The sequence below is a fragment of the Microbacterium sp. genome (genome assembly GCF_011620715.1).
Taxonomy (GTDB): Bacteria; Actinomycetota; Actinomycetes; order Actinomycetales; family Microbacteriaceae; genus Microbacterium.
In genome coordinates this window covers 1-25,420 of sequence record NZ_WOYP01000046.1, presented here as the reverse complement: position 1 = coordinate 25,420, position 25,420 = coordinate 1, and the positions used below count along the sequence as shown (strand labels likewise).

Genomic DNA, 25,420 nt, shown 5'->3' with positions numbered 1-25,420 from the left:
ACAGATTCATACAACCTCCATTGCGCTGCGCGCGGGTGAACGATTAAATCGGGTTTCCGGCTGGATCCAGGTACGTCGTCGCGATATGGCCATCGAGCTCGGCCTGCGCGTACTGTTCGTCGCTGAACCCCAGCACTTCCTTGTAGACGTACTCGTTGTCCATTCCCAGACCACCGATCGGCTCCCACTTCATGTCGGGACCGTTCCACTTCCACTGATGTCCCGGATACAGATGAGTACCGGTTGCAGATCCGGTGTTCTCGCGAAGGAACCCGCGAGCTTTCACATGTGGATCAGCGAACACGTCGTCTTCGAGCATGATCGGTCCCGCAGGCACGCCCACGCTCTGCAGTGTGGTGAACACCTCCTGACGCGTCCGCGACCGAGTCCAGTCCGCGATCGCCGCGTCGATGTCATCCTGCGCGGCGAGTCGGCCCGCCTGCGTGGAGAAACGATCATCAGTCGCCCAGCCGGGGTCGCCCATCGCTTCGACCGCGCGGGCCCACTCATCATCGTCGCGGATGGTGATGGTCACGAAACGATCGTCTTCGCTGGTCGGATAGGCACCTTGGACGAAGTTGCGGTCGCGATTGGTCAGCGGCGGGTTATCGTACCCGTTGGCGGCGGCATCGATGAACATCTCACCGATGTGGTTCATCTCGTTCTCCACCTGAGGAAGTACGACGATCTCACCCTGCCCCGTCTTCTCCCGACGACGCAACGCGGCCATCACTGCGAACGCACCGATGGATCCGGCGGCCGGGTCCATCTGGAAAACGCTGGTCGTCGTGGCGGGCGCGGTATCCGCGTAGCCGCGGACAGCGGTGATCCCCGAGAACGCCTCGAAGTGCGCACCGAACCCCAGATAGGAGGAGTATGGCGCGCCGATGCCGGCGGGCGGCATGCGCAACAGGATGAGCCTCGGGTTGGCCGCGTGAAGGGTGTCCCAGTCGATACCCAGGTTTCCCAGCACGGCGACGTTGTTGTTCTCCACGAACACGTCGGCCGTCTTGGCCAACTCGATGAAGATCTCGCGTCCGGATTCCTTGCGCAGATCCAGCGTCATGAGCTTTTTACCACGCGCGTGCCAGTTGAACATCGCGTGTCGGTCCTGCGGGCGTTCGTCGGGCTTCCCGTCGGGGTAGGCCCGTCCCATCGTTCCCATCATCGTCATCTGCGCCTCGGTGGGACGAGCCACCAAACCGCGAGTGCTACTGGGGAAAAGCCACGGGTTGTCGACACGGATGACCTCAGCGCCGAGATCGGACAACAGCATCGTGACGGTCGGACCGGACCACACAACGGTTATGTCGAGGACGCGGAGACCCTCGAGAGGAAGATGAGCCATGATACTCCTTCGTAGTAGCTCTGCCGGTTACAGCGAGTCGACGGGCAAGGTGGACAGTATGGCTTCGGTGTGCTCACCGAGCCGCGGGGCGGCGCTGGGTTCCCAGCCGCCCTCGATTTCAAATGGAGCGCCGGGATGGACGACGGTGCCCACCGGGTGCGTCACCTCGGTGAAGAAGCCACGCTCCTTGTAGTGCGAGTCTTCGAGCACTTCCGTCGGTGTCTTGATCGCGGTGAGCGGCCACTTGTGCTGCTGGGCATCCTCCATGGCCTGCTGCTTCGTCCGCGTGAGCAACCAGGGATACAGCGCCGCGTCGATCGCTTCCTTCGTCTCCATCGTCGCGAACATCGCCGGGTTCTGTGCGACCTTCGCGAAGTAGGCATTCAGATCATCGTCCGCGAGGGCGGACATCATCCGCGGCAACCACGCCTGAGTCACGACCGTCTGCACGTAACCGTCCTCTGCGGGGAATGCGCCATTGGGCAGGATGCCTCCCAACACGTTGCCCCGCGGGGTCACCTCGCCGTTGTAGGCATGGGCAAGCAGAAACGTGGTGCGCCGATCGGAGGAGCTCAATCCGGTCTCGAATCCCGAGATGTCGATGTGCACCGGCTCGCCCTGGCCCTCGGCCACGAGGACGGCAGCCATGGTGGCAGTTGCTGCCGTGTTCCCGGTCTGGTAAATCGACATGTATCCGCCCAGCTTGACCGGAACCTCGTCCTCAGAGCCGTTGCCCGCCATCGGCCCGCCCATTCCGTAATAGATGAGTTCCGATCCCTCGTACTGCGCGTACGGCCCGTCCTGCCCGAACGGGGTGATGCTTGTCAACACAAGCTTCGGCTGGACCTTCACCAGGTCATCGAAGCCGAGTCCCATCGCAGCGAGCGCGCCGGGCTTGAGCGACTCGACGACGACGTCCGCGGTCGCGGCCAGCTTCAGCAGAGCGTCACGAGCCGACTGGTCCTCGAGGTCGAGCAACACAGACTTCTTGCTCGTGTTGGTGTGCAGGAACACAGCCGAGCCGTTCTCGTCCGGCACGTTCCCGATGAACGGGACCATCCGACGTACCGGGTCACCTGTCGGTGGCTCGATCTTGATCACCTCGGCGCCGTAGTCGGCGAAGAGCCTCGTCGCGTAGTCCGCGGCGATTCCGCCTCCGATCTCGAGCACCCGGATGCCTTCAAAAAGCCTCATCGCTTCTCTCTTTCTCGCGTTGAATTCGTGCACGAGACGTATACCCGTGCAGTGGTTGTATACGAGGGGCCGCTACCTCGATGCAGCGGCCCCTCACTGAGCAAAACTCGTCAGGTATTGACGAGTTCCCGGAACGGGCCTCCGTCCATCTTCGGCTCTTTCGGGAGACCGAGCAACTGCTCACCGATGATGTTCCGCTGAACTTGGGAGCTTCCGGCATAGATGGTGGCAGCTCGTGCAGACAAGGCCGTCTCCACCCAGGCGCGGGAGGTATTGGGCGTACCCACATCCGCGGTCTGAAGAGCACCGCCTGCGCCCGCACCGGACGGAGCGACCGCGTCCATTCCCAGGATCTCCAGAGCAAGCTCGGTGTAGCGCTGGAAGTATTCGCTCCATACCAGCTTCGCGATCGCTGCATCCGCCCCGGGGTTCTCGCCCTTGAGGAACTTCGTCAAGGTCTGGTAACCGCGGGCCTGCATCACTGCGACACGGCTGTAACACCAAGCGAGAAGCTCGCGGACCTTGGGGTCCTTGTTCTTACCTGTCGTTTTGGCGATCTCGAACAACCTGTCGAGATCGTTCTTGAAACGGATGGCGTCCGTGGTGGCGCCGGAACCTCGCTCGAAGCCGAGCAAGGTCATGGCAACCATCCATCCTTGATTCACCGGACCGACGATGTTCTCTTCCGCCGTACGAGCGTCGGTGAAGAAGACCTGGTTGAAGATGTGGTCGCCCGCCATGTTGAGAATCGGCTGCACCTCGACGCCCGGTTGATCCATCGGGATCAGCAGGAGGCTGATCCCGCGGTGCTTCGGAGCATCGGGATCGGTGCGAACCAGCGCGAAGATATGGTCAGCGAGATGACCCGCAGAGGTCCAGATCTTCGAACCGTTGACCACCCACTCCCCGTTGTCCAACACAGCGCTGGTCCGCAGACCGGCCAGGTCGGAACCCGCACCGGGCTCCGAGTAGCCCTGGCACCATCTGTCTTCGCCGGAGAGAATCCGAGGCAGGTAGTGAGACTTCTGCGCATCGGTGCCCCAGACAGTAAGCGTGTTGCCCAGGAGGCTGATGCCGAACATGTCGTTCTCATCCCCGGACGGCACTCCATACCGGGCGAATTCCTCGGCGATCACGACCTGCTCGATTGCGCTCAGCCCCGGACCGCCGTACTCCTTCGGCCAGGACACGGCAAGCAACTGCTCGTCAGAGAGCACCTTTCGCCAGTGCTTCTTGAAGGCCGCTCGCTCGGCCTCATCGGAGATCGCGCCAAGACCCTTCCATCCGGACGGCACGGCTCCCTCGATAATCCCGCGAACGCGAGCGCGATACTCCTCGGCCTCAGGCGGGTAGGTCAAATCCATTGTTGCGTCCTTTCGTCGTATCGACAGTTCCTCACGCGGATTCGCGCTCTATGTCCGCACGCGTTCTGAACCGTCTGCTGTGAGCATACCGGTGCCCCGTGATTGAGGCACCGTGCAGGGACTGGATATATCCGTCCCGGTCGGAGAACTCATCGAGTTCAATGAATACAGCGCCGATCCCCTCGGGATCGTGCGCGTCCGAGCCGGCACCACCGGGCACACCGAATTCGGCGGCGGCAGCCAGCGCCAGCTCGTTGACGGACTCGTCCGGTACCTTGGCGTTGTAGACCTCGACGACGTCCAGCAGTCCGGATTCAGCAAGCTCATCGAGCCCGCGACGACCCAGCCCGGATCGGACCGGATCGAATGCATGGGGAACGTAAACCACACCTCCCTGATCTCGAACGCGCGCTGCCGCTTCGGAAAGCGGCAGAACGTAGGGGACGCGCTCGGTGAGGAACAATCCGATGATCTCACCGAGAGGTGTGCGGATCTCCTCGCCGACGACAACCTGCACCCCGTAGTCCGCCGCCATCTCCTGCATTCGTTTCGCCGCGTCCACAACGTGGTGATCAGTGACGGCGATGACATCCAGACCGGCCGAACGCGCACCCTGAAGCATTTGCTCCAGGGTGGTGACCGCGTCCCCAGAATGGACGGTGTGGAGATGGCAATCCATTCGCACTCGCCCGGGCCGGGGCTTTCCAGCGGTATGCGGATGCCGTGCAACTACACTTGCTCGAGTCAGATCGGTGCCTTCCAACGGTCAGCCGACGGGTTCGAACTCGGGCAGAGATACCGTGTCCTTGTCGTTCCAGGCCACCCTCACCCGGGTTCCGATGGAAACCGCATCGACATCGACATTGGTCAGCCTCGTCAACATGCGGAAGCCCTCGTCAAGGTCGACGTATGCAACCGCATAGGGCACCAATTCCGCGAATCCAGGCATCCTGTTGTCGCGCACGACGCTGTAGGTGTAGAGAGTTCCCAAACCGGCGGATTCACGCCATTCGAGATCCAGGCTGAGACAGTGGACGCAATGCGCTCGCGGATAGAAGACTATTCCTTCGCACTTGGTGCATACCTGATAAGTCAGCTTGTGCTCTACCGTCGACTTCCAGAACTGCGCGGTGTCCGGCTCGTCAAGACTCGGCAGGAATGTGGGCATATTCCCCATGATGTCATCCAACACGATAATCCCCGTTCCGCTCAGTTGCCGAGAATGATGGTGCCGCCGGCATGGACGGCTCCGAGCCGACCGCCGTTGCCGTGGGCGACTGCGTACTTGGCGCCTTCCCTCTGCGAGGTGGACTCCCCCCGCAGCTGCCGAACCGCTTCGATGAGAAGGAAAATGCCGCGCATACCCGGGTGGTTCGAGAACAGCCCGCCGCCGTCCGTATTGAGCGCGGGGGCGCCCAGTCGGTCCCACCGCAGGCGTCCGCCTTCCACGAATGCACCGCCTTCGCCCTTCTTGCAGAAGCCGAGATCCTCGAGGCAGGTCAGCACCGTGATCGTGAACGAGTCGTAGATCATCGCGACGTCCATCTGATCCGGGCTCAGTCCCGCCTCACCGAACGCCGCGAGACCTGACTGTGCTGCGCCGGAGATCGTGATGTCGTTCTTGTTGTCGACGAATCCGATTCCCTCCCCGGCGCCAAGGATCCACACCGGCTTCTTGCGGGTGCTCTTGGCAACCTCCTCCGAGGCGATGACCACCGCGCCGCCGCCGTCCGAGATCATGCAGCATTCCAGCCGATGCAGCGGGTCTGCGATCATCCTGCCGTTCACCACATCCTCGACCGTGATCTCACCGATGTCCCGGAATCTCAGATCGGTCATGGCGCGCACAGCGTCCGGGTTGCGCATGGCGTGCGCGCGAGTGGTGACCGAGATCTCCGCCAGTTGCTCGGAGGTCGTGCCGTACTGATGCATATGACGGTTGGCGACCATCCCGTAGTTCGAAATCAGCGTCTGCCCCCACGGAATCTCCATGTTCGACGCCGGATCTTTCGCGCCTCCGATGGCACCGGTTCCGGTGCCTATCGCAAATGCCTGGCTACGCGCCGTCGACCCGTAGGTGATGAGGGCGACATTGGCCCGGCCGGCGCGGATCGCGTCACGAGCATGTCCGGCATGGAACTCGAACGAGCTTCCACCGACAGCCGTCGTGTCGGTGATGCGGGGGTGCAGATCGAAGTACTCCTGGATGCCCAGTCCCGGAAAGCTGCTGGCGTCACCCGAGTCGTAGACGGCATCCACGTCCTTCCAGGTGAGACCCGCATCCTCGAGCGCGGCGGCGGCACTTGCCGCCTTGATCTGGAGAGCAGACTTTCCCGGTGCCAACCGATCTGGATATTCGTGAATACCGACGATTGATGCACTTCTGTCAGTCATGATCCTTGTTTCAACCTTCGTAGGGCCGGCAGGGTGAAAACGTCAGGCGATGCCCGCCAGTCCCTGCTTCTCGGGGTGGAACGCGCGGGGGAAGGACTCGAAGATTCCATCAATCGTCCACGCATCCTGAGAAACCAGCACCGATTCGGGGTGGTAGTTCTCGTAGAGCGTGACCTTGCCGCCCTGGGCGCCAACGACGCGGCCGTTCAGCCAACTCGACTCCTCGCTGGCGAGGTAAGCCACCGGATAGGCGATCGCGGAGGGAGCCAAGTCGGCGAGATTGATGCCCATCTCGGCAGCGCGCTCTGGCGGAATCGTGCCGGTCATGCGTGTCGATGCCGCGGGCGCAATCGCGTTCGATGTGACGCCGTAGCGGTCGAGCGCGTGCGCACACGACAGGGTGAAGCCGACGATGCCCAGCTTTGCCGCCGCGTAGTTGGGCTGTCCGGCCGAACCGAACAGTCCCGCGCCCGACGTGAAGTTGATCAGCCGATACTGACCTTCGCCACGGTGCTCACGCCAGTAGACCGCAGCGTGCTTGCTGGTGTTGAACGTGCCCGTCAGGTGTACGTTCAGCACCGCCTGCCAGTCCTCCGGGGTCAGGTTGACCAGCATGCGGTCACGAAGGATTCCCGCGACGTTCACAAGAATGTCGAGTTTGCCGAAGGTGTCGATCGCGGACTGCACAATACCGCCCGCTGAGTCGTAGTCACTGACGTCACCGCCGTTGACGATCGCCTCGCCCCCGTTCGCGATGATCTCATTGACGACGCCTTGCGCGGGCCCGACATCGGCACCGGTGCCATCCACCTGAGCCCCAAGATCGTTCACCACGACCTTCGCACCCTCGCTCGCGAACAGTTTCGCGATCTCAGCGCCGATTCCACCACCGGCTCCGGTAACGACGGCGACACGGTTATCTAGACGTCCCACGACATATCCTCCATTGGAAATTGTGTAGCTAGCGGGGAACTCTGCGGGTGCCACGGCGTTGCATGCGCTCGGCATCATCGTCGTTCTCGCTGAGGAGCCCTCTCGCGAGTAATCTACCTCACGGGTACAATTCCCACAACTTGGACGATGGAGGTGCCGCGCTCGGCCGATGACTGACTCCCGCGGGGACAGGCGCTGCAGACAGCGCCAGGAACACACGGGTGTGGCCGTCGAAATTTGGGCGGCCGCAGTCAGGCGCAGATGCAGACCAGAGGATGTGGAACATGTCAGATAGCCAAGTCAGTGCAGCGAACCTGTTCGGCGTGGATGAGCCGCCGGCAACGACGGCGCGCAGAGCCAAGACGCCAGACCTCGAGACGATCGTCGGAGTGGCGGCCAATCTGTTTCATCTGCACGGCTATCAGAACACCACGATGCAGTTGATCGCCAGTGAACTGGGCATTGCGAAGCCGACGCTGTACGTACACGCTCAGAGCAAGGGTTTCCTTCTCGGCCAGGTCTTCCAGCGTGTCCTCCGCCGTGCGGACATTGTCGTCTCGGAGGCCCTTTCCAAGGCCGACCCCCTCGAGGGAATAACGTGTCTCATCGATGGGCAGATCCGGCTGTCGATGATGTATCGCGACTACTACGGCGTCATCTATGGCGACCAACGCGAACTCCCTCAAGATCTTGACGAATCATATCAAGCCTGGATGAAGACCTTCGTGGCGGACGTGAGCGGCCTCGTCGAAAGAGGTCAGCAGATCGGAGCAATTCGGGAGGACGTCGCGCCCCTCGTGGCCGCGCAAGCGATTATCGGCATCACGGGATGGTCGGCTCGGTGGCTTAGACCTCACTCCGGTCTCACGCTGGATTCTGCGAGCCGCCAGATCACCGCGCTGGTGCTCGGCGGACTCAGCACCGAGGGCGCTGCGACGAGGGACTGCTGACAAGTCTTGAGTCTGAGGCATCGCTCATCAGCGATGCCTCACTCGCTGCGGAACGATCATGACAGCTCACTCAGCACGACATTTGATCGACCGGAGAGATCGCTAGGATGAGCCGGTGAGTGTACAGCCGAATCACAGTCAGTTCGAAGCGTGGACAGGTCATCACCTTCCCGATACCTTGCAGGTCGAAGAAGGCGTGTGGGCGGCACCGTTGCCACTCAAGGGCGATCAGTACGTTCGACACACCTACACCTATCTCGTCCTCGACGACCGTGGGTCGGTGCATGTCATCGATCCGGGCTGGGACACAGCCGACAATCGCGCCAGGTTGGAGTCGTCGTTCGGACAGATCGGCAAACTTCTCACGGATGTGAAGACCATCGTCTCCACCCACCTCCATCCGGATCACACGGGTCTCGCACCGTGGCTGCAGGAGCGGAGCGGGGCGCCTGTCCTTATGCACCGCGCCGAAGCCGAAGCGGCCGAGAGTGGGGTGTCGCTGGCCATTGCGGTCGGCTTTCTCCGGCGGCTTCGCTCTTGGGGCGCGCCGTGGGCCGATCGGACGAAGCTCTACACCGAGCTGTGGCGGCAACGACAGTTGGGGGACGGGATAAGCGTGCGAGCTGACGTGCGCCTCGAGCACGACGAAGTGCTCGACATTCCCGGCCGACGGCTACGGGTGGTGCACACGCCTGGGCACACGGAGGGCAGCATGTGCCTCTACGACGAAACCACACGATCCTTGTTCAGTGGCGACACGCTGTTGCCGATGGTGCACCCTGGGATCGGGCTGAGCGGCGGAACCGGATCGTCACGCCAGAACCCCCTCGAACGCTATTTCGACTCGCTCGAAGCGCTCACTCGCCTGAATGTCGAAATGGTGCACCCTGGACACGGGTATTCCTTCCAGGGACTGCCCGACCGCATCGAAGAGACGGTCGGACATCATCGTCGGCGTTCCGACGAAGTGCGTTCGATCATGGCCTCTGAACCCGACACCACGGTATGGCGCGTCGCCGAAAGGGTGCACTGGACTGCTGGTTGGGCGAACCTTCACGGATACATGCGCCTGTCCGCTGTCGCTCAGACGGCGATGCATATCGACTATCTCCGCGGCCGGCCCGCCGAGTGAACAGCTCGTCGTAGCGACTTCACAGGGAGAGGCCGCCATCCACCGGGATCACCGCACCGGTGACGAAGCGCGCCGCGGACGAGACCAGCCAGGCCACGACGGAGGCGATGTCCTCAGGCTCACCAGGACGCGCCAAGGGAGTCGCCGCGATATTGGCCTCGATGATCTCTGCGGGAAGGCTCAACGTCATGTCGGTGAGCACGAAACCTGGCGCAACCGCATTCACGGTGATACCGTCCGTCGCAAACTCTCGGGCAAGCGACCTCGTCAGCGACAACAAGCCGCCTTTGGCGGCGGCGTAGTTCACCTGCCCGACGTTCCCGTTCATGCCCACGATCGATGAGACGTTGACAATTGCACCTCTCGGCGACTCGGCGAGCGCGGTGGCCGCCGCGCGGGAGCAGCTGAAGGCGCCCCCCAGGTCCACGGCAAGAACATCTATCCAGTCAGCGTCGCTCATCCGCCGGATACGGTGGTCGCGTGCGATTCCCGCGTTGTTGATCAGTGCGTCCAGTCGTCCGAAACGATCAAGCGCGGCCTGGACATACCTCTCGCCAGCACTCAGATCACGTAAGTCAGCTTTGACGGAAACAGCTGATCCGCCCGATTCCACCACTTCGGTCACCGTCGCTTCCGCGCCGCGATGATCGTCGTGGTAGCCGACTACCAGGTCGAAGCCGGAACGGACAAGATCCAGAGCAATCGCCCTGCCGATGCCGCGAGATGCTCCGGTGACCAAAGCGACCGGGCGACGGTCTACATCACTCATGAACCCTCATGCCTTGAAGCGGAACATACCTTCTTGAGCAGTGCTCGCGACGCGCCCGCGATCGGCGGCACTGATGCCGCCCATCACGAAACCGCGTCCACGTGAAGCGACAGGAGAGTACTGATCGTAGAGCAGCCATTCATCCACCGAGAAGGGACGATGAAACCACACTGCGTGATCAAGAGAGGTCGCCCGAACTCCAGGAGACCACATGAAGGCTCCATCCGGTAGCAGAACCGGCGTCAGAAAAGAAAGATCGGAGACGTACGCCAGCACAGCTGCGTTGAGAACCGGATCGTCAGGTAGATCCTTCGTGAATCGGAACCAGAACTGATTGTGCGGTGGCAGCCCGTCGGGCGCACGGCCCGCCGGTGGCCAGGGTCCACCCCATCGGATATCGAGATCGTCCCACTCGCTGCCTGAGCCCATCGTGGACCGCATCCCCTCCATGAATGAGGGGAGTTCGTCTGGGGTCCGGCTGGGGGGCTGCTCTTCGGCTCGCTCAAGCCCCGGTTCGCCAGTGTGAAACGACACATCCGCGGACCAGATCTGATGACCGTCCTGCAACCCCACAACTCGACGAGAACTGAACGACCGTCCATCTCGAGTCCGCTGCACCTCATACTGCACAGGACGACGACCATCTCCGGCATGCAGGAAGTATCCGTGCAGTGAGTGGATCTCCCGCCCCTCAACAGTCCTACCCGCAGCCACCACCGATTGTCCGAGGAGCTGTCCACCAAAAAGGTGCTGGATCATCCCCGACGAGGACCCGACGAAAGCGTCATCTCCTTGCGATTCGACATTCAGAACATCCAACAACGACGTCACGCAACACCCCTGTTCCTTGTGGTCACTCGACTCTCAGCGGAAGGCCGCCAGGTGGGTTGCGATTACACTCCGATTCGATCCGCCAGCTCCAGCCAGGTGTCAGTCGTCGAACCAAGCAGCAGTTCGGTGGACTTGGCCTTGCGATAGTACAGCTGTGCGTCATGATCCCACGTGAAGCCGATACCACCGTGGACCTGCACGGTCCAAGACGCGGTGAACGCAAACCCGGCTGCCGCAGTCGCTTTGGCCACGAGAGCGGCGGTCGGGAAGTCATCCAGTCCTTCAGCGCCGGCGTATGCCGCATACCACGTTGCAGCACGTGACGTATCTACCTCAACTGCCATCTCGGAAAGCCGGTGCTTGATGCCCTGGAACGAGCCGATCGCGCGACTGAACTGGTTGCGGACCTTGGCGTATTCAACCGCCATGGTCATCGAAGCCTCCATCGCGCCCACCATCTCTGCAGCAAGTAGCGTCGCAGCCACGTCGAGCACATGCGAGATGCGGTCCCAGCCGCCCGGCTCACCGAGAGCAGTTGCGGCGACGTTGTCGAACTCCAGCGTCGCCATGGGCCGCGTCAGATCAAGTGTCGTCTGCTTCGTGCGAGTGAGTCCCGATGCATCGCCGTCGATGATGTACAGCCCGTACTGGTCGCCAGCCTTCGCGACCACGATGATCTTGTCCGCCGTGTGACCGTCGATGACGAACGACTTGGTCCCGCTCAGGGTGACGGTCTCCCCGCTGCCGGCGGCAACCATCTCGATACCGTCAGGACCCCAATTGCCGGAAGGCTCGGTGAGGGCTGTCGTCAGGGTGATCTCACCTGCAGCGATGCTCGGGAGCAGTTCCTGCTTCTGCGTCTCGGAGCCGAAAGTGAGGATGGGAACCACGCCGAATGCCGTGGTCGCGAAGTAGGGAGAAGGGACGATGCCGCGGCCGAGCTCCTCCATGACGAGCATGGCCTCGACCAGCGTTGCCCCTGCACCGTCGTACTCTTCCGGTACCAGCAACGCGGGCAAGCCCGCCTGATCGGCGAACTGCTGCCACAAGCCCTCATCCCAGCCGGCGTCGGTCTTGATGACCTCGCGGACGCTCTTGATCGGCGATCGATCGGAAATCATCCGCCGCAGGCTCTTCTGGAACTCCAGTTGCTCGTCACTAAGTTCAAACTGCATCAATAACTCTCTCTACTCGGAACGTTGCGGCCACGACCGGCCACTTCTTGCTAGCGCGGAAGAACGCCGGTCGCCCACGCCTGGATCTTGACGTCGGTGCCGTCTTCATTGGTGACAGTGATCTTGGCCTTGACCGCGGTGCCCTCCGGCCCGGATTCCACCTCAGTCAATTCGCCCTGGATCTTCAGCACTTCGCCCGGCCACACCTGGCTCCGAAAACGCGTTCCGAAGCTCGTCAGGTTCTTCAGGCCGATCCAGTCCGATGCCAGCCGCGATGACAGTCCTCCCTGGAACAGACCCATGGAGAAAATCGACGGAAGCCCGATCGACACCGCCCAGGCCTCATCGTGGTGAATCGGGTTGAAGTCACCTCCCGCACCGGCGTACTTGACGATGTCCGTGCGCGTGATCGGCCCGACGGTGTAGACGGGAGAGGTCAGTCCGACCACCGCTTCAGCAGCGCTCAACGGCTTCGTTGCCTCATTGCTCATTTTTCGCCACCTCCGACAACAGCAGCCGTCTCGATAACCGTCGACTCCTCAGTCACCACAGGCTGCCCGTTCTGGTCAACGTACTCGGTCCCCATCTTGACGAAGGTCATCACACCGCCGCGGCCACCGGGCTTCTGCTCTACGCTCACCACTTTGGTCTCGCCGGTGAGGACATCACCCACCACGGGCGTCCGGTGGAAGGTCCAACTCTGCTCGCCGTGGAGAACCCTGGCCAGGTCCAACCCCAGCGACGAGAAGGCACCTTCGCCCTCCTGAAAGTGCGCAGCGACCACCGAGTACGTCGGTGGAGCTGGAATCGCCGAGAAACCAGCCTGCACTGCTGCTGCGGAATCCCGAAAGACAGGATTGGGATCCTGAATGCTCTTCGCGAACTCGCGAACTTTGCCCGCCTCGATCGGAAAGGTCACTGTTCCCAGTACTTTTCCGACCAGTTCGTTGCCATGCTCCATTTGAGCGTACCTCCACTCTGAGTGATGACTCCCACGCTAGTCGTAGTTGAACTGGCCAGTCAAGTACGACAGCCTGCGTTCAGCGGCGAGACCTTCGCGGAGCGGCAGTTCATGAGCGGCCTTGGCGGCGCTCAGCGCGGCGCGCACCGCGAGCCTGGGGAGGGCGGCCAGGCGACGCGCGTATGAGAGCGCCGCTTCATCCACGTCGGCCCCCTCCGGGAGGACTTCGTCGATGATGCCGAGGACCTGGGCACTCTCTGCGTCGATAGGTTCGCCGGACATGATGAAGGGGAGCGCCTTCGATGGGGTCACCCATGCGCTGATCGAGCGCGTACCACCCGCCGCCGGCAGCATCCCGAGCTTGGTTTCCGGCAGGCCGACTCTCGTACCGTGGGCGGCGATGCGCAGATCGCAGAGCAATGCCATCTCCAGCCCGGAGCCCAGCGCGTAGCCGTGCAATGCGACGATCTTCGGCACCGGCAGCGTCCACAAGAGGTACCAAGGGTCACGATCCCATCGGATACGACGAGCCTCGAAAATGGACTCGGCGTTACCGAACTCGCCGATGTCCGCCCCGGCCGAGAAATGTGTGCCCTCTGCGCGAAGGACGAGCGCACCGATGTCGGGAAAGTCGCGCACAGCAGTGAACGCCTCGATAAGCGCGTCGCGCATCCGCAGGTTCACCACGTTGAGTTTCGCGGGCCGGGACAGCACGACCTCGGCCACCCCGTCCTCACCGAATTGCACCCGGACCACCTCGTCGATTTCGTCCATGTGCTGGAGCATACCCATTTCATTTCACGCCGATACGAATGGCGAAGCGGGATGTCGCAGCGGGACACCGGCCACGGTCATCTCCACGGCGCGGACCGTGTGCGCCTCCGCGAGCTCCGTCACCCGGGGCATCGGGTCGCCTCTAAGCAGTGCACCGTGATCATGGTCGGACGCAAGAGCGTCAACCGCATCCATGAGACTCGCCGTCAATGTCGGGGCCCGCCCATTCTGCGCCGCGGAGTACAACGCGACGACCGATGCAAAGGCCGCGGCAATGCCTCCGAGTCCATCGACATAGGCTGTGGCTGCGGGTATCGGCTCATCGGATCCAGCCGGCCACGCCAACCCGCTCATGGCATGAATCTGCGTGCCGTAAGCCACCCAATCACTCGAGGGACCGCTGGAGTAGGCCGGGAGATGCACTATCGCGGGTCCTTGGCCGGACTCGCACTGGTTGTCGATCCCCAGATTCTCCCGAGCGCGGCGGGAGAGGCTATCCACACGAAGGTCTGCATTCGCGCAGGCGAGCGCGAAGGCTTCTTTGTCATCCTGGAGTCGAAGATCGAGATTCACACGCTCTTTCCCCGCCGCCAGGGCAGTGAACATCGCCGACCGACCGATCGCACCGGGTTCAAGTAATCCTCCCGGGTAGATCCCTCCGCCGTACGGCGCCCGCATACCATCCGGCCGGGCATCGGATTCCACGGATACGACCGAGGCGCCCAGCTGGGCGAGAAGCCACGTGCACAGAGGCCCCGCCCACATCGCCGTGACATCTACGACTTTGACCCCCGCCAGGGCATGTGCGGCGGTAACGGGCAACCCGGACTGGCCAGCACCACTACTGCGGAACCGTTCTTGCCGGCCTGCTCGACGAGGGCTCCAAGGCTGAACGGCGTGCGCCCTGCGATACGGAACGACGGGCAGGCGCCACTGCTGTGCCGCTGCACTGAGATCTTCGGCATCCGTGAACGAGTCCACTTCACGCAACAGCTTGAACAGATCAGCGTCTCCAGGTGCTCCGAGTTCCGTCGCGGCCCATCCTTCGCCAACACGCAACGGCGTCACCCGGACCGGCTGCGGTGCCGAATACCAGTACGCCAAGACCAGCGGCTGCAAGAGCAGGATCGCGGCCGAGTCCGCATCCACGATCACGCTTCCGCCTACGCGTGCTGCGGCGATCGCACCCAACGCGAGAAGGCCTGCCGCTGCGCGAGTCGGTGCCGCCGCAGGGAGCCCCGGGCAGGGCGCCACCGGTCCACTCATCCGCGCGCTGGCGGGAAGGCAACCTCGCCCCGACACGGAAACGCTCGCGGGTCCCGAGCTCTCGCCGGATATTCGAACAGAGGCACCGTATCGTGCAAGCAGATACGCGGCATCGGACGCGATCCGCAGGTCACCGTCAATGCGGACATTCACGCCGTCGAGCGGCCCCATCAGGCGTTCCGGAAGCTCGCCGTTCGCTTGCCCAAGAAAGCGGCTATACCCTCCGCACGATCATGTGAAGTCTGAAGCAAGGTATTCAGGTCGGCTTCGAGGGCAAGACCCTCCCGCAGACGGAGTTCGGCCCCATCCCGCACCGCTTCCTTGGCATACTCCAATGCGAGCGGCGCGCGGGTCAGCCATTGAGCTGTGTATTCCGCCGCCCTCTCGAGGGGCGCGTCGACAACTTCGTGCACAAGTCCCTGATGAAGAGCGTCCAAGGCCACCACAGGCTCACCGAACAGGACCATTCGAAGCGCAGCAGCCTGACCGATCACGCGGGGCAACCGCTGGGTTCCGCCCCAGAACGGCAACCGCCCCTGAGAAACCTCGGAGAGGCGAAAGCTTGCATCGGGCGCCGCCAGCCTCACGTCGGCAGCCAGCGCCAACTCCAGCCCGGCAGACTCGACACGTCCGGTCAGCGCCGCCACGACCGGGACACGGAAGCCTGCCAACAGATCCGCCGGCGTCGGGCCGTTCGACCTTTGCACCACCAACTGATCCTCGATACCGACGCAGAAGTCTGCCGACTCAGAGTGCAGCAGCACCGCACGCACTTCTCTGTCTTCGATGTATTCACCAAGCACGTCGCTCAGTTCAGCGCACTGTCTTGCGGTCATCATCGAATCGCCGAGCGCCACGTCCAGAACACCGTCCCGCAGATGCGTCCGGACCAGCTCTCTGCGCATGACCCCTCCTCAACCGACGCCGATCACCCTCATGACGCATCGTATTCTAACTGATCGGTTGGTCGTTGAGGCACCTCGGTTCGTCTCGTGCAGTGCCGAGTGCGGTCAGACCTTCTCCAGGACGGTGACGCCGAACGCAGCGGCATCCGCCCCGAGCGAGCCACGCTCCTACCCCGCCGAGCCTGCCGAGCAGAACTGGGCGCTCGACGGAAGCGAACTAGTCGTGCCCCTCCCGGTGGAGTGGAAGGTTGTCGGAGCGGAGCAGTGACGCGTCGATCGATCTGGCAAGACCACGGGCGCGCGCTGCGGAACGGCACGACCAGTCGATCGAAGAAGGCCGAGCGCAACGTGCTGGATCGGCTCCGGCGCGTAGCCCTCGCGAGACGGAACCGCTACGACAAGAACGATCCCCCGACCAGGGCGCGGATGGGACGTGGACGGGCATCCGGACCGCTCGTCAAGGCTCCCGGCGAGCGTACCGGTCAGCGTCTGGCGCGACTTCAGCGCGGCGAGCGCGGGCGCGACTCCGCTGAGGCCGAGTACTTGGGGATCTCGTATGCCGTCAGACCGTAGCCCGCTTCTTCGGGGATGATCAAACGCAAGGCGCCGTCTGCGCCGGTTGCCGTCTTCGGCAGGATCGGGATGATCGTCCGCGTCTTCGCGGCTGCGATGGCCTCCGCGACGGTAGAAGTCTGCTCGAGCAGCTTGAGGCTGAGAAACGTGGGAGGCGGGAGTGCGAGGTCGCCCGTCATCGCCATCTCGACTGCCTCGGCCGGGCTCATCCAGCGCACATGCTCCGTCTCGGCGGCGTCCGCCTGAGCGAGCTGCCCCTTGGGAGCGCGGGTCAGGTAGAAGCGCGTGTCGAAGCGTTTGGGCGCAATCTCGGGGGTGATCCAGTGCGCGTAGGGCACAACCTCATCGAGCAACAGTCGCGCGCCGATCTCGGCGATGAGTTCCTGGAAAGCGACCGCGTCGGGCGCGGCCGGAGGCACCGGGATGGGTGCTCCATCGGCTCCATCGACCTCACCGTCACCGGGAGTGTCGGGAACGAGGCCGTCGGCGAGGAGGATCGAGGCCTCTTCGTGCGTCTCGCGCACCGCAGCGATCCTGAATGCGCGCTCGTCTGCGGTCAGCAAGTCGTGGTGCTCGACAAGCGGCAACCACCGGTCGCTGTGATCGTGCTCTTCCACACGACCGCCGGGAAAGACGTAGGCGGCCGGGAAAAAGCTGCTCGCGGCGCTCCGGAGTACGAGCAGAACTTCGAAGGGATCGTCGCGAACGATGATCACTGTGGCCGCTGGGCGCGGCACGACCGGAGTGGTGGTTTGGTTGCCCACGATGACCACTATATACCGGATGCCGGTATATACCGGATGCCGGACGCCGCGCTCAGGCGGCATCGGCGACAACGTGGTGCATCACAGTACACTTGCCAAGTGACGATAGAGCCGAACCACACGCAGTTTGAGGCGTGGACGGGCAAACATCTCCCCGACGTGCTTCAAGTTCAGGACGGAGTGTGGGCTGTTCCTCTCCCGATGGAGCACGAGAACTACGTTCGGCACACCTTCACATATCTGATCCTCGATGATGAGGATGGCCTTCATGTCATCGACCCTGGATGGGGCTTCGAGGATAACCGGGTACGGTTGAAATCGGCATTCGGGCAGATCCGCCGAGGTATTGAAGACGTGCGTTCTATCGTCTCGACCCACCTTCACCCCGATCACACAGGGCTAGCGCCGTATATCCGCAGTCGCAGTGGTGCGCGTTTGCTAGTGCATCACGAGGAAGCTGCTGCCATGAATTCGGGCGCTTCGCCGGGCATATTGGTGGATTTCTCCAGAAAGCTCCGCGAATGGGGGGCACCCCTGCCGGAGCGGATCAAGCTCTACACGAGCCTGTCACGACAGCGTCGGTTCGCTAGCCCGGAGGTGGTTCATCCTGACGATGTCCTCAGCGACGGCGATTGGCTGCCAATTCCGGGACGCCGGATCCGCGTGCTCCATACTCCCGGCCACACAGAGGGCAGCATATGTCTGTTCGACGAAGACACCAGGTCCATCTTCACCGGGGACACCCTGTTACCAATGATTCATCCGGGGATCGGCCTTGGTGGTGCATCATCAGGACAGGATCGGACAAGCCCTCTGGCAGCCTACTTCGCTTCACTCGGTAGATTGGAGCAGCTTGATGCGGCGATGGTTCATCCTGGACACGGCTATTCATTTCGTGGACTCCAGGAGCGCATCGAAGAGACGGCCGGCCACCACCGTCGCCGTTCCGACGAGGTTCGATCGCTCGTCGCTCAGCATCCTGGTGCACGGGTGTGGCAGGTCGCCGAGCGCGTCCACTGGACAGCGGGGTGGGATCGACTTGTCGGATTCATGCGACTGTCCGCAGTGGCACAGACAGCGATGCATATCGACTATCTGACTCTTCCCCCGACCGATAGTTAGTAGGGCTGCGGGGCCCCTGACACTGAGGGCTTGAAGAGCCTGAGTGTCAGGGGTCATCATCGCCCTCGACGCAGAGGGCAAGCCAGACAAACTCCGGAGTGGCCCCTCGATCGGCCACAGTTCCGTGGTCTGGCTGCGGGACGCCAACCGGCGCGCTCGTCTACCGCTGACTACTGACCGACCCCCCACAGCGCCTTCGAGATGATGTAGCGCTGCAGTTCGTTTGCTCCTTCGTAGATCCGGGCACCCCGCATATCGCGCAACAGTCGGGCCAGCGGCAGATCCTCGGTGTAACCCGCTCCGCCGTGCACTTGCAGCGCCGTATCGATCACCTTGAACGCCACCTCGGTGCACTGGAGTTTTGCCATCGACGCCTCGACGCGAATGTCCTTGCCCTGATCCGCCTTCCAGGATCCTTCGTAGGCGAGCAGTCGGGCGCCCTGCAACGCAATCATCGCGTCGATGAGCATCCACTGGATGCCCTGTTTCTCGATCAGCTTGGTGCCGAGCACCTCGCGTTGCTTCGCATACTCCACACCAAGGTCCCAGGCGTACTGGGCCGCGCCCAGGGCTTCGGCTGCGACCTTCATCCGGGCGCCGACAATCATCGTGAGGAATTGCCGCAGACCGCCGCCGCTGTCGCCGAGCATATTCTCGGCCGGCACTCGGCAATCATCGAAGTAGAGCACGGACTGGTTGAAACCGCGATGTCCCATCATCACCTGGCGCGGCCCGACTGTGAAGCCGGGCATCCCCTTCTCGACGATGAAGGCTCCGATGCCGCCGTGCTTGCCCTTAGAGGTGTCTGTCATCGCGTAGATGACGCCAAAGTCGGACGTGTCGACCCCACTGATGTAGTGCTTGGTCCCGTTGATGATCCATTCGTCGCCTTCTTTGCGCGCCGTGGTCTTCATCGCGCCATTGTCCGAGCCCGCGTCCGGCTCCGTGATTCCGGCGAAGGACCGCTTCTCCCCTTCAAGCGCAGGCAGTAGGTATCTCTCCCGCTGGTACTCAGTAGCAGTGTCGAGATTGAACATCCCATTGTCTACGTAGGAGCGCAGCACGTACGAGGTGGCACCCAACTCTTCGCGGATCAGGGTGCGGGGTAACAGATCCGTGATTCCAGCCCCACCCCACTTCTCCGGAATGAACGCATTCCAGACGCCGTACCGCTTCGCCTCAGAAACGAGCTCACGGTGCATCACGGCGTCGATGAACTGCTTCTCCTCTACGATCTTCTCCGCGGGCCGTAGCACCTCAACGACGAAACGTCGCGTGGTCTCTCTCATCTCCTGGTATTCGGGCGCGATCTCGAAATCCATACCTAATCAATCCTTCCCTGTCGATTGGTCGTTGTTGCCGGTCGTATCGTGCGGTTCGGGGTGCGGTCAGACCTTCTCGAGGATGGTGACGCCGAACGCGGCAGCATCCGTCCCAAGCGAGCCACCGCCGTTATGCGTGATGCCCAGCCGAGCGCCCTCGGCCTGGCGCTCGCCGGAGCGACCCCGTAATTGCTCGGTGATCTGGACAACCTGGGCGCATCCCGTCGCCCCGACCGGATGCCCCTTGCTGAGCAGGCCGCCGCTCGTGTTGACGGGAACGCGCCCTCCCAGGGCGGTCTGACCGTCTCGCAACAGCTTGACGCCATCCCCCGGAGCGCACAAACGCAACTCCTCATACGCGATGATCTCCGCGGGGGCGGCGGCGTCGTGCACCTCCGCGATGTTGATATCCAGGGGGTCCACACCGGAGTCCTCGTACGCCTGAGCAATCGCGCGACTCGGCGCGCTGGGTCCTCCCGGCATCCCCGACGTCAACGCGACTGCCCGCACCCTCACCGGGTCGGCCAGTCCGTGGCGGCGCACATAATCGTCAGAGGCAAAAACCACGGCCGCGGCACCGTCGCCGACCGGGGAGCACATCAGCAGCGTAAGCGGGGACGCGATCTCGCGGCTGGCGAGGACCTCCTCGACCGACACCTCCGTTCGATATTGCGCACGCGGATTGCGGGCCGCGAACCAGTGGCTCTTGACTGAGATCTCTGCAAAGTCCGCCGCTGTGGCCCCGGTATCGGCCATGAACTGGCGTGCTTTCGCGGCGTAGATATCCATGAATGGCGAACGCGTCGGATCCTCGTCAGCGGCCTCAAGCTCATCGAGGTCGCGCGCCGCACCCAGCGCGGCGAAGGTACGCGCCTTATCAGGATGGGTCATCTTCTCCGCCCCCACCGCGAGCGCTACCTCACACGCCCCGCCCGACACCGCCATCCACGCGAGGTAGACAGCCGTCGTCGCAGACGCGCACGCGTTCTCGGTATTGATAATCGGCTTGCCAAGTAAACCCGTGTGGCGCAACGCGGACTGACCGCGGATCATCTCCTGACCCGTGATCAGCCCGCTGGTCGCATTCGAAAAGAACACCATGCCCACATCGTCAGCGGTCAGCGACGCATCCGCGAGCGACTCCCTGACCGCCTCTTCACTGAGGGAACGCACGCCTCGATCAGCATGCTTAGCAAACCTGGTCATACCCGTACCGACAATATGTACATCACGCACAGAAACACCTCACTCTTCTCACCGAGTCCCGGCACCCGGAAACCGATGCGTCAACCGAATCACGCCAACAACTTACGATACGTCGCGCTCCGTTCCATGGCCGCGCGTGCGGCGGCAGCACGTTCGTCCTCATCGGCCATCGTGTCGATCGCGGAGTACTCCAGCGCGAGCGCCGCAGAGCCGGGCAGGTGCAAACCGCGGTCGATGACGTATTTCGCCGTGCGGCTCGCGTAGCCGGCGTGCATCGCCACCACGGATGCAAGCTCCACCGCTCGGTCAACGACTTCCTCGTCCGGCACGACGATCTCGGCGATGCCATAAGCCTGGGCCTGCTCACCGGTGAACTTCTCACCGGTGAGCACGAGCTGCTTAGCCCGACCGGGGCCGACCAGACGGGCCAGTCGGGCGGGGCCGCCCGCGGCGGGGAGCGCTCCGAACGTGATCTCCGGCAGACCGATCTGGACGGTTCGGCCTGCCACTCGGATGTCGGTCGCCAGCGCGAGCTCGAGCCCGCCGCCCATGCACGTGCCGTTGATCGCTGCGATGACGGGTATCTCAACCTGCTCAATATAGTCGATCGCGGCGCGGACGTCCCACAGCCACCACGGCGGCTTCCCCCGCTCCTTCAGATCGGCGCCGGCGCAGAAGAAGCGTCCGGAGCCCGTGAGGACCGCAACGCGAGCGTCGGACTCGAAGCGCGTCCAACGCAACGCCGACGCCAGGTCATTGGCTAGACCTGAACTGAGGGAGTTACCCGCGTCCGGCCGGTTGAGCGTGATTCTCACCACCCCTTCGGCCGGGCTGTCAATCACCACCGCGTCCAACACCGGCACACTCATTCGTTCACCTTAGCCATTCGCACAATCCCTTCGTTCGACATCCGCTGAATCTCGTCGGCGGTGTAGCCTAGTTGACCGAGATATCGCTCCGTGTCAGCGCCTAGTGCCGGCGCCGGTCCACCCACAGGTGTCGGCGCGCCGTCGCGGCGAATCGGCGTGCGCGGGTACCGTGTGCCTCCGATGTCCGCGAACGCGCCCCGTGCGAGGAAGAGGGGATCTTGCAGCGTGGATGCGGCATTGTTGACAGGACCGCATGGTACCCCCGCCACGCCGAGCACGTTCAGCCAGTGCGCTGCGCCCTCTGTGGCGATCGCGTTCTCAAGACGGCGGCGCAACGGTGCGGAACGCTCCCTCCGTTCGATGCCCCGCAATTCGGCTACGTCCGGCCAATCGAGAACCCCGCACAGTGCCCGCCAGAAATGGTCCTCGTGCGCGATGGACAGCGTGATCGGCCGATCGGTGGTGGCGAACACGCCATACGCCGGCTCGTTCAGCTCCGCGTCGTGCTCGCCCGCCTGGGCGGTCAGAACAGCCACGGAGTTGAAGGCCAGCACGGACTCAGCCATCGACACGTCGATGTAGCCTCCCTGGCCCGTCCGATCGCTCAGCGCGGCGAGGATTCCCACCGTCGCGTACAGCGCCGATGACAGATCAGCCACGGGAAGCGGAGATACCACTGGTGCGCCAGCTGCGTCGGAACCTAACGCACCCGACCACGCCTGATACGTCAGATCGTGCCCGGGAAAACCGGCAACCGGACCACTCTGCCCGAAACCGCTGATCGAGCAATACACGAGCCCGGGGTGCGCAACGCGAGCGTAGTCGACCCCGAGCCGCGCGGCCACGCCTGGGCGGAAGCCTTCCAAGACCACATCCGCCGTAGATGCGAGCCGAAGGAACACTTCGACTCCCTCGGCTGTCTTCAGATCGATCGCGACCGAACTCTTGCCGCGGTTCGCGGCGGCGAACAGCGCGGGGAACACCCGCGCGGGATCGCCGCCACGAACTTGCTCGACGAGCACGACCTCGGCGCCCAGATCAGCCAGCAACAGCCCACAATACGGCCCGGGCAGTTGCTGAGCGATGCTGACAACGCGCCGACCGCTCAGTGGCCGGAAATCCTCAGGCATCGACCGTCGACGAGGAGGCAGGCCATCCGTCGATCAGGAAGATCGAGCGGCCGATTCCCAACGCCTTGTCTGCTTCGGCCTTCAGGTCGGCTCTGTGGTCGGGGTGGGCGACGGAGATCAATTCCTTCGCCCGCTCCCGTTCCGTCTTGCCCATTAGGCTCGCCACGCCGTATTCAGTCACGACGAAGTCGGCTAGGTGACGCGGCACCGAAGCTGCACCCGGCTTGGTGAATTCCGGCACGATCGTCGAGTACCAGTTCCCGTCGCTGCCCAGTCTCCGCGATAGCACAGCGTGGATGGAGCGGCCGTGGTGACTCATGAGGGCACCAAGGATGAACTCCACCTGACCGCCGATCCCGCGGAAGTAGCGGTTGCCGATCCGTTCCACCCCCATCTCGCCCCACATCGTGATCTCCAGACATGAGTTGATCGCGACGAAGTTGTCGTTCTGTGCGATGAATTTGGGATCATTGTTCACTCCCATGTCGCGAAGATCGAACATCGGATTCCCGTCGAGGAACGCCTCGTCCTCTTCGCCGATGGCTGCCACGCCCGTGAGGTTGATCTTGCCGCGATTGAAGTTGCGCCGACTCCCATTGATCACGCCGCCTCGCACCAGCGGTAGCGGGACCACCACCTCTGTGTGGCAGCCGAGGTCCTGTTTGTGTGCGAGATAGTTGCCCATCACACCAGGCATGTGGCCCGCACCGAACATCACCGTGTCGCCATCGTTGATGAGGTCGGCCACGTTGTACCCGCACAGCTCTGTTGGCTCGACGGTCTGCTCCTTCGGCGCGACGATCGGGCTCGGGATGGTCAGTCGCTCACCCTGAATCAGGAAGTCGAACTCGTCGATGTGCATCCAGTTGTCGCCGCCGGGTATCACCGGAAGCCCCTCGTGGATCTCGGCGACCTTGATCTTTGCGTTGCGAGTGGACGTGCGCTGGTGCCAGAGATGATGCGCGAAACTGACGTACCCGTGCTGGTTCGGTGGAGTGACTACGCAGATCGCGACATCTGCCTGAGTATACCGACGAGTGAATTCCTCACGGAACGGGGCGCCTTGCATTGTGCCGATGAAGTGCGGATTCAGCGGGGTAAAGTCGACCTGCGGGTCGTGAGTCGACAGCGCTCCAATCTCCGGCGGATTCATCGCGAAGAACGTGTTCGTTGTCCATGACTCTAGCGTGTGCGGCCCGATCATCCCGAGCGCGGGGGCACTGTTGAATGTTGTGTCGATCTGCACGTTCCGCAGCTCAGGGGCGCGCGCGATCAGTGCCTTGGTGAACGCGGTCGGGGTCATGAAGACCGACGACATCGCGAACACGACCGTATCGCCATTCTTGATGGCACCCGCCGCCTGCTCGGGTGAACTGATCCGGCCGCCCCACATCGACTTCCAATCGGACATATCTTCTCCTCGCGTTGTTCCATCATCGTTGATGCAAGCTGACGACATCGCGGCGACCCCGATGGGCCGGTCAGCATCCGCGGATGGCCCGGTCACTGAGCCATTGAGTACCCTCCATTGACCGGATAGGTCTGCCCCGTTATCCACGAGGCAGCCGGTGAAGCCAAGAACGTTACCGCGGCCGCCACGTCTTTCGGACGCCCCGGTCGCCGGATCTGATAGGGCCGCAATGCCCTTGTGAGCAACTCCGGATTCTGCGCCAGCATCGATGTCGCAGGCGTGTCGATGTAGCCGCATGCCACACAGTTTGCGGTCACCCCGTACCGACCCACCGCCTTTGCGATGGAGCGCGTGAAACCGGCGACGCCAGCCTTGGCGGCCGCGTATACTGCGAGGTCCGGCTCCCCGACGCGCCCGGCGTCCGAGATCACGGACACAACTCGACCGCTGCCAGACTCCACCATCGAAGGCAGGACCGCGCGGGTACAGTTGAGCACTCCATACAGGTTCGTATCGAGCCACGGACCCCACTCGTCGGGCCCGGTCTCCCAGAACGGCGCCCGGTCGCCGATGCCGTTCAGTGGACCGGCGTTGCCCGCGTTGTTGACGAGAATGTCCACCGCTCCGAACGCATTGGCCGCCGTATCCACCAGTCTCAGCGCGGTCCCGTGATCGGAGACGTCGCCGACCAGCGCTACCGCGTCGATCCCGAATCCCCTCACTTCGTCTGCCACCGACTCGGCGCGATCGGCGAAGTAGTCATTGACCGCGACAGCACGTGCGCCGTGACGCGCGAGGCTCAGAGCGATCTCGCGGCCGATTCCCCGCCCTGCACCCGTCACTAAAGCGAACGCTCCGTCAAGGCCTGCGAGGTCATCAGTCATCTTCATCCTCCAAGTCGCCATCGACCTTTCCTGACGCTAGCATCGACCCTGCAGGTAGACAACATGAAATGCGCGGCTCGTGCCTTATCTCATTGTGGAAGGCGGTCTACGCGCGCGACGATCTCGTCGAGATCGGCGCGCGT

26 protein-coding genes and 1 pseudogene are annotated in these 25,420 nt (G+C 63.1%); 4 read left to right on the top strand and 23 right to left on the bottom strand.

The window, feature by feature from the left end; genetic code table 11:
• Positions 1–43: 43 nt before the first annotated feature.
• The 7 genes from QZV84_RS04650 to QZV84_RS04620 form a co-directional block, all read right to left on the bottom strand.
• Positions 44–1,348, bottom strand: coding sequence for a CoA transferase (locus QZV84_RS04650; RefSeq protein WP_292826039.1), 1,305 nt, complete (start codon positions 1,346–1,348; stop codon positions 44–46).
• Positions 1,349–1,375: 27 nt separating this feature from the next.
• The gene (locus QZV84_RS04645) at positions 1,376–2,542 is read right to left on the bottom strand and encodes a CoA transferase (RefSeq protein WP_292826037.1); all 1,167 of its coding nucleotides are present in this window, start codon (positions 2,540–2,542) and stop codon (positions 1,376–1,378) included.
• A 110-nt stretch (positions 2,543–2,652) separates the two neighbouring features.
• Positions 2,653–3,906 (bottom strand): acyl-CoA dehydrogenase family protein, encoded by a 1,254-nt coding sequence (locus QZV84_RS04640; RefSeq protein WP_292826034.1) that lies wholly within the window; start codon positions 3,904–3,906, stop codon positions 2,653–2,655.
• Positions 3,907–3,937: 31 nt separating this feature from the next.
• A complete protein-coding gene (locus tag QZV84_RS04635) occupies positions 3,938–4,585 on the bottom strand; it encodes a PHP domain-containing protein (protein WP_292826031.1) in 648 nt (215 codons plus the stop codon).
• 87 nt (positions 4,586–4,672) lie between these two features.
• On the bottom strand, positions 4,673–5,098 hold the full coding sequence (locus QZV84_RS04630; protein WP_292826028.1) for a Zn-ribbon domain-containing OB-fold protein: 426 nt from the start codon (positions 5,096–5,098) through the stop codon (positions 4,673–4,675).
• A 17-nt stretch (positions 5,099–5,115) separates the two neighbouring features.
• Positions 5,116–6,249: a thiolase domain-containing protein gene (locus QZV84_RS04625; RefSeq protein WP_292826024.1), complete on the bottom strand. Its 1,134-nt coding sequence runs from the start codon at positions 6,247–6,249 to the stop codon at positions 5,116–5,118.
• 93 nt (positions 6,250–6,342) lie between these two features.
• Positions 6,343–7,287, bottom strand: coding sequence for an SDR family NAD(P)-dependent oxidoreductase (locus tag QZV84_RS04620; RefSeq protein WP_292826021.1), 945 nt, complete (start codon positions 7,285–7,287; stop codon positions 6,343–6,345).
• A 269-nt stretch (positions 7,288–7,556) separates the two neighbouring features.
• Between QZV84_RS04620 and QZV84_RS04615 the strand changes: the two genes are divergently transcribed.
• Entirely contained in the window at positions 7,557–8,183 is a 627-nt protein-coding gene (locus tag QZV84_RS04615) for a TetR/AcrR family transcriptional regulator (protein ID WP_292826018.1), read from the top strand.
• A 115-nt stretch (positions 8,184–8,298) separates the two neighbouring features.
• Positions 8,299–9,315, top strand: a complete 1,017-nt coding sequence (locus QZV84_RS04610) for an MBL fold metallo-hydrolase (protein WP_292826015.1) — start codon at positions 8,299–8,301, stop codon at positions 9,313–9,315.
• Between the two features lie 19 nt (positions 9,316–9,334).
• Here QZV84_RS04610 and QZV84_RS04605 read toward each other — a convergent pair whose 3' ends face one another.
• From QZV84_RS04605 to QZV84_RS04570, 8 genes are all read right to left on the bottom strand, one after another.
• On the bottom strand, positions 9,335–10,084 hold the full coding sequence (locus QZV84_RS04605) for a 3-oxoacyl-ACP reductase family protein (protein ID WP_292826012.1): 750 nt from the start codon (positions 10,082–10,084) through the stop codon (positions 9,335–9,337).
• Between the two features lie 6 nt (positions 10,085–10,090).
• Positions 10,091–10,915, bottom strand: coding sequence for an acyl-CoA thioesterase domain-containing protein (locus tag QZV84_RS04600; RefSeq protein ID WP_292826009.1), 825 nt, complete (start codon positions 10,913–10,915; stop codon positions 10,091–10,093).
• A 62-nt stretch (positions 10,916–10,977) separates the two neighbouring features.
• Entirely contained in the window at positions 10,978–12,090 is a 1,113-nt protein-coding gene (locus QZV84_RS04595) for an acyl-CoA dehydrogenase family protein (protein ID WP_292826006.1), read from the bottom strand.
• 50 nt (positions 12,091–12,140) lie between these two features.
• Positions 12,141–12,581 carry a MaoC/PaaZ C-terminal domain-containing protein gene (locus QZV84_RS04590; protein ID WP_292826003.1) on the bottom strand — a complete coding sequence of 147 codons (441 nt, stop codon included), beginning with the start codon at positions 12,579–12,581 and terminating at the stop codon, positions 12,141–12,143.
• The gene (locus tag QZV84_RS04585) at positions 12,578–13,051 is read right to left on the bottom strand and encodes a MaoC family dehydratase N-terminal domain-containing protein (protein ID WP_292826000.1); all 474 of its coding nucleotides are present in this window, start codon (positions 13,049–13,051) and stop codon (positions 12,578–12,580) included. The genes QZV84_RS04590 and QZV84_RS04585 overlap by 4 nt, the downstream gene beginning before the upstream one ends.
• A 36-nt stretch (positions 13,052–13,087) precedes the next feature.
• Positions 13,088–13,825 (bottom strand): enoyl-CoA hydratase/isomerase family protein, encoded by a 738-nt coding sequence (locus QZV84_RS04580; protein WP_292825998.1) that lies wholly within the window; start codon positions 13,823–13,825, stop codon positions 13,088–13,090.
• A 24-nt stretch (positions 13,826–13,849) separates the two neighbouring features.
• On the bottom strand, positions 13,850–14,980 hold the full coding sequence (locus QZV84_RS04575) for a CoA transferase (protein ID WP_292825995.1): 1,131 nt from the start codon (positions 14,978–14,980) through the stop codon (positions 13,850–13,852).
• Positions 14,981–15,261: 281 nt separating this feature from the next.
• Entirely contained in the window at positions 15,262–15,996 is a 735-nt protein-coding gene (locus QZV84_RS04570) for an enoyl-CoA hydratase-related protein (protein WP_292825992.1), read from the bottom strand.
• Between the two features lie 124 nt (positions 15,997–16,120).
• On the opposite strand from QZV84_RS04570, the gene QZV84_RS04565 reads away from it, so the two are divergent.
• Positions 16,121–16,264, top strand: a complete 144-nt coding sequence (locus tag QZV84_RS04565) for a hypothetical protein (protein WP_292825989.1) — start codon at positions 16,121–16,123, stop codon at positions 16,262–16,264.
• A gap of 232 nt (positions 16,265–16,496) precedes the next feature.
• Here QZV84_RS04565 and QZV84_RS04560 read toward each other — a convergent pair whose 3' ends face one another.
• Together QZV84_RS04560 and QZV84_RS11435 are read right to left on the bottom strand one after the other, a co-directional pair.
• A complete protein-coding gene (locus QZV84_RS04560) occupies positions 16,497–17,093 on the bottom strand; it encodes a hypothetical protein (RefSeq protein WP_292825986.1) in 597 nt (198 codons plus the stop codon).
• A 30-nt stretch (positions 17,094–17,123) separates the two neighbouring features.
• Positions 17,124–17,396: pseudogene (locus QZV84_RS11435) on the bottom strand (hypothetical protein); the annotation flags it as partial.
• On the opposite strand from QZV84_RS11435, the gene QZV84_RS04555 reads away from it, so the two are divergent.
• The gene (locus QZV84_RS04555) at positions 17,370–18,455 is read left to right on the top strand and encodes an MBL fold metallo-hydrolase (protein ID WP_363331867.1); all 1,086 of its coding nucleotides are present in this window, start codon (positions 17,370–17,372) and stop codon (positions 18,453–18,455) included. The pseudogene QZV84_RS11435 and the gene QZV84_RS04555 overlap by 27 nt on opposite strands.
• A gap of 170 nt (positions 18,456–18,625) precedes the next feature.
• On the opposite strand, the gene QZV84_RS04550 is transcribed toward QZV84_RS04555, so the two are convergent.
• The 6 genes from QZV84_RS04550 to QZV84_RS04525 form a co-directional block, all read right to left on the bottom strand.
• Positions 18,626–19,777 carry an acyl-CoA dehydrogenase family protein gene (locus tag QZV84_RS04550; RefSeq protein ID WP_292825980.1) on the bottom strand — a complete coding sequence of 384 codons (1,152 nt, stop codon included), beginning with the start codon at positions 19,775–19,777 and terminating at the stop codon, positions 18,626–18,628.
• Between the two features lie 66 nt (positions 19,778–19,843).
• The gene (locus tag QZV84_RS04545) at positions 19,844–21,013 is read right to left on the bottom strand and encodes a thiolase family protein (RefSeq protein WP_292825977.1); all 1,170 of its coding nucleotides are present in this window, start codon (positions 21,011–21,013) and stop codon (positions 19,844–19,846) included.
• A gap of 59 nt (positions 21,014–21,072) precedes the next feature.
• The gene (locus tag QZV84_RS04540; RefSeq protein ID WP_292825974.1) at positions 21,073–21,852 is read right to left on the bottom strand and encodes an enoyl-CoA hydratase-related protein; all 780 of its coding nucleotides are present in this window, start codon (positions 21,850–21,852) and stop codon (positions 21,073–21,075) included.
• Positions 21,849–22,982: a CaiB/BaiF CoA-transferase family protein gene (locus tag QZV84_RS04535; RefSeq protein ID WP_292825971.1), complete on the bottom strand. Its 1,134-nt coding sequence runs from the start codon at positions 22,980–22,982 to the stop codon at positions 21,849–21,851. The genes QZV84_RS04540 and QZV84_RS04535 overlap by 4 nt, the downstream gene beginning before the upstream one ends.
• Positions 22,975–24,393 (bottom strand): acetyl-CoA hydrolase/transferase C-terminal domain-containing protein, encoded by a 1,419-nt coding sequence (locus QZV84_RS04530; RefSeq protein WP_292825968.1) that lies wholly within the window; start codon positions 24,391–24,393, stop codon positions 22,975–22,977. Before QZV84_RS04530 ends, QZV84_RS04535 begins: the two co-directional genes overlap by 8 nt.
• A gap of 92 nt (positions 24,394–24,485) precedes the next feature.
• Positions 24,486–25,277 carry an SDR family oxidoreductase gene (locus tag QZV84_RS04525; RefSeq protein WP_292825965.1) on the bottom strand — a complete coding sequence of 264 codons (792 nt, stop codon included), beginning with the start codon at positions 25,275–25,277 and terminating at the stop codon, positions 24,486–24,488.
• Positions 25,278–25,420: the final 143 nt, after the last annotated feature.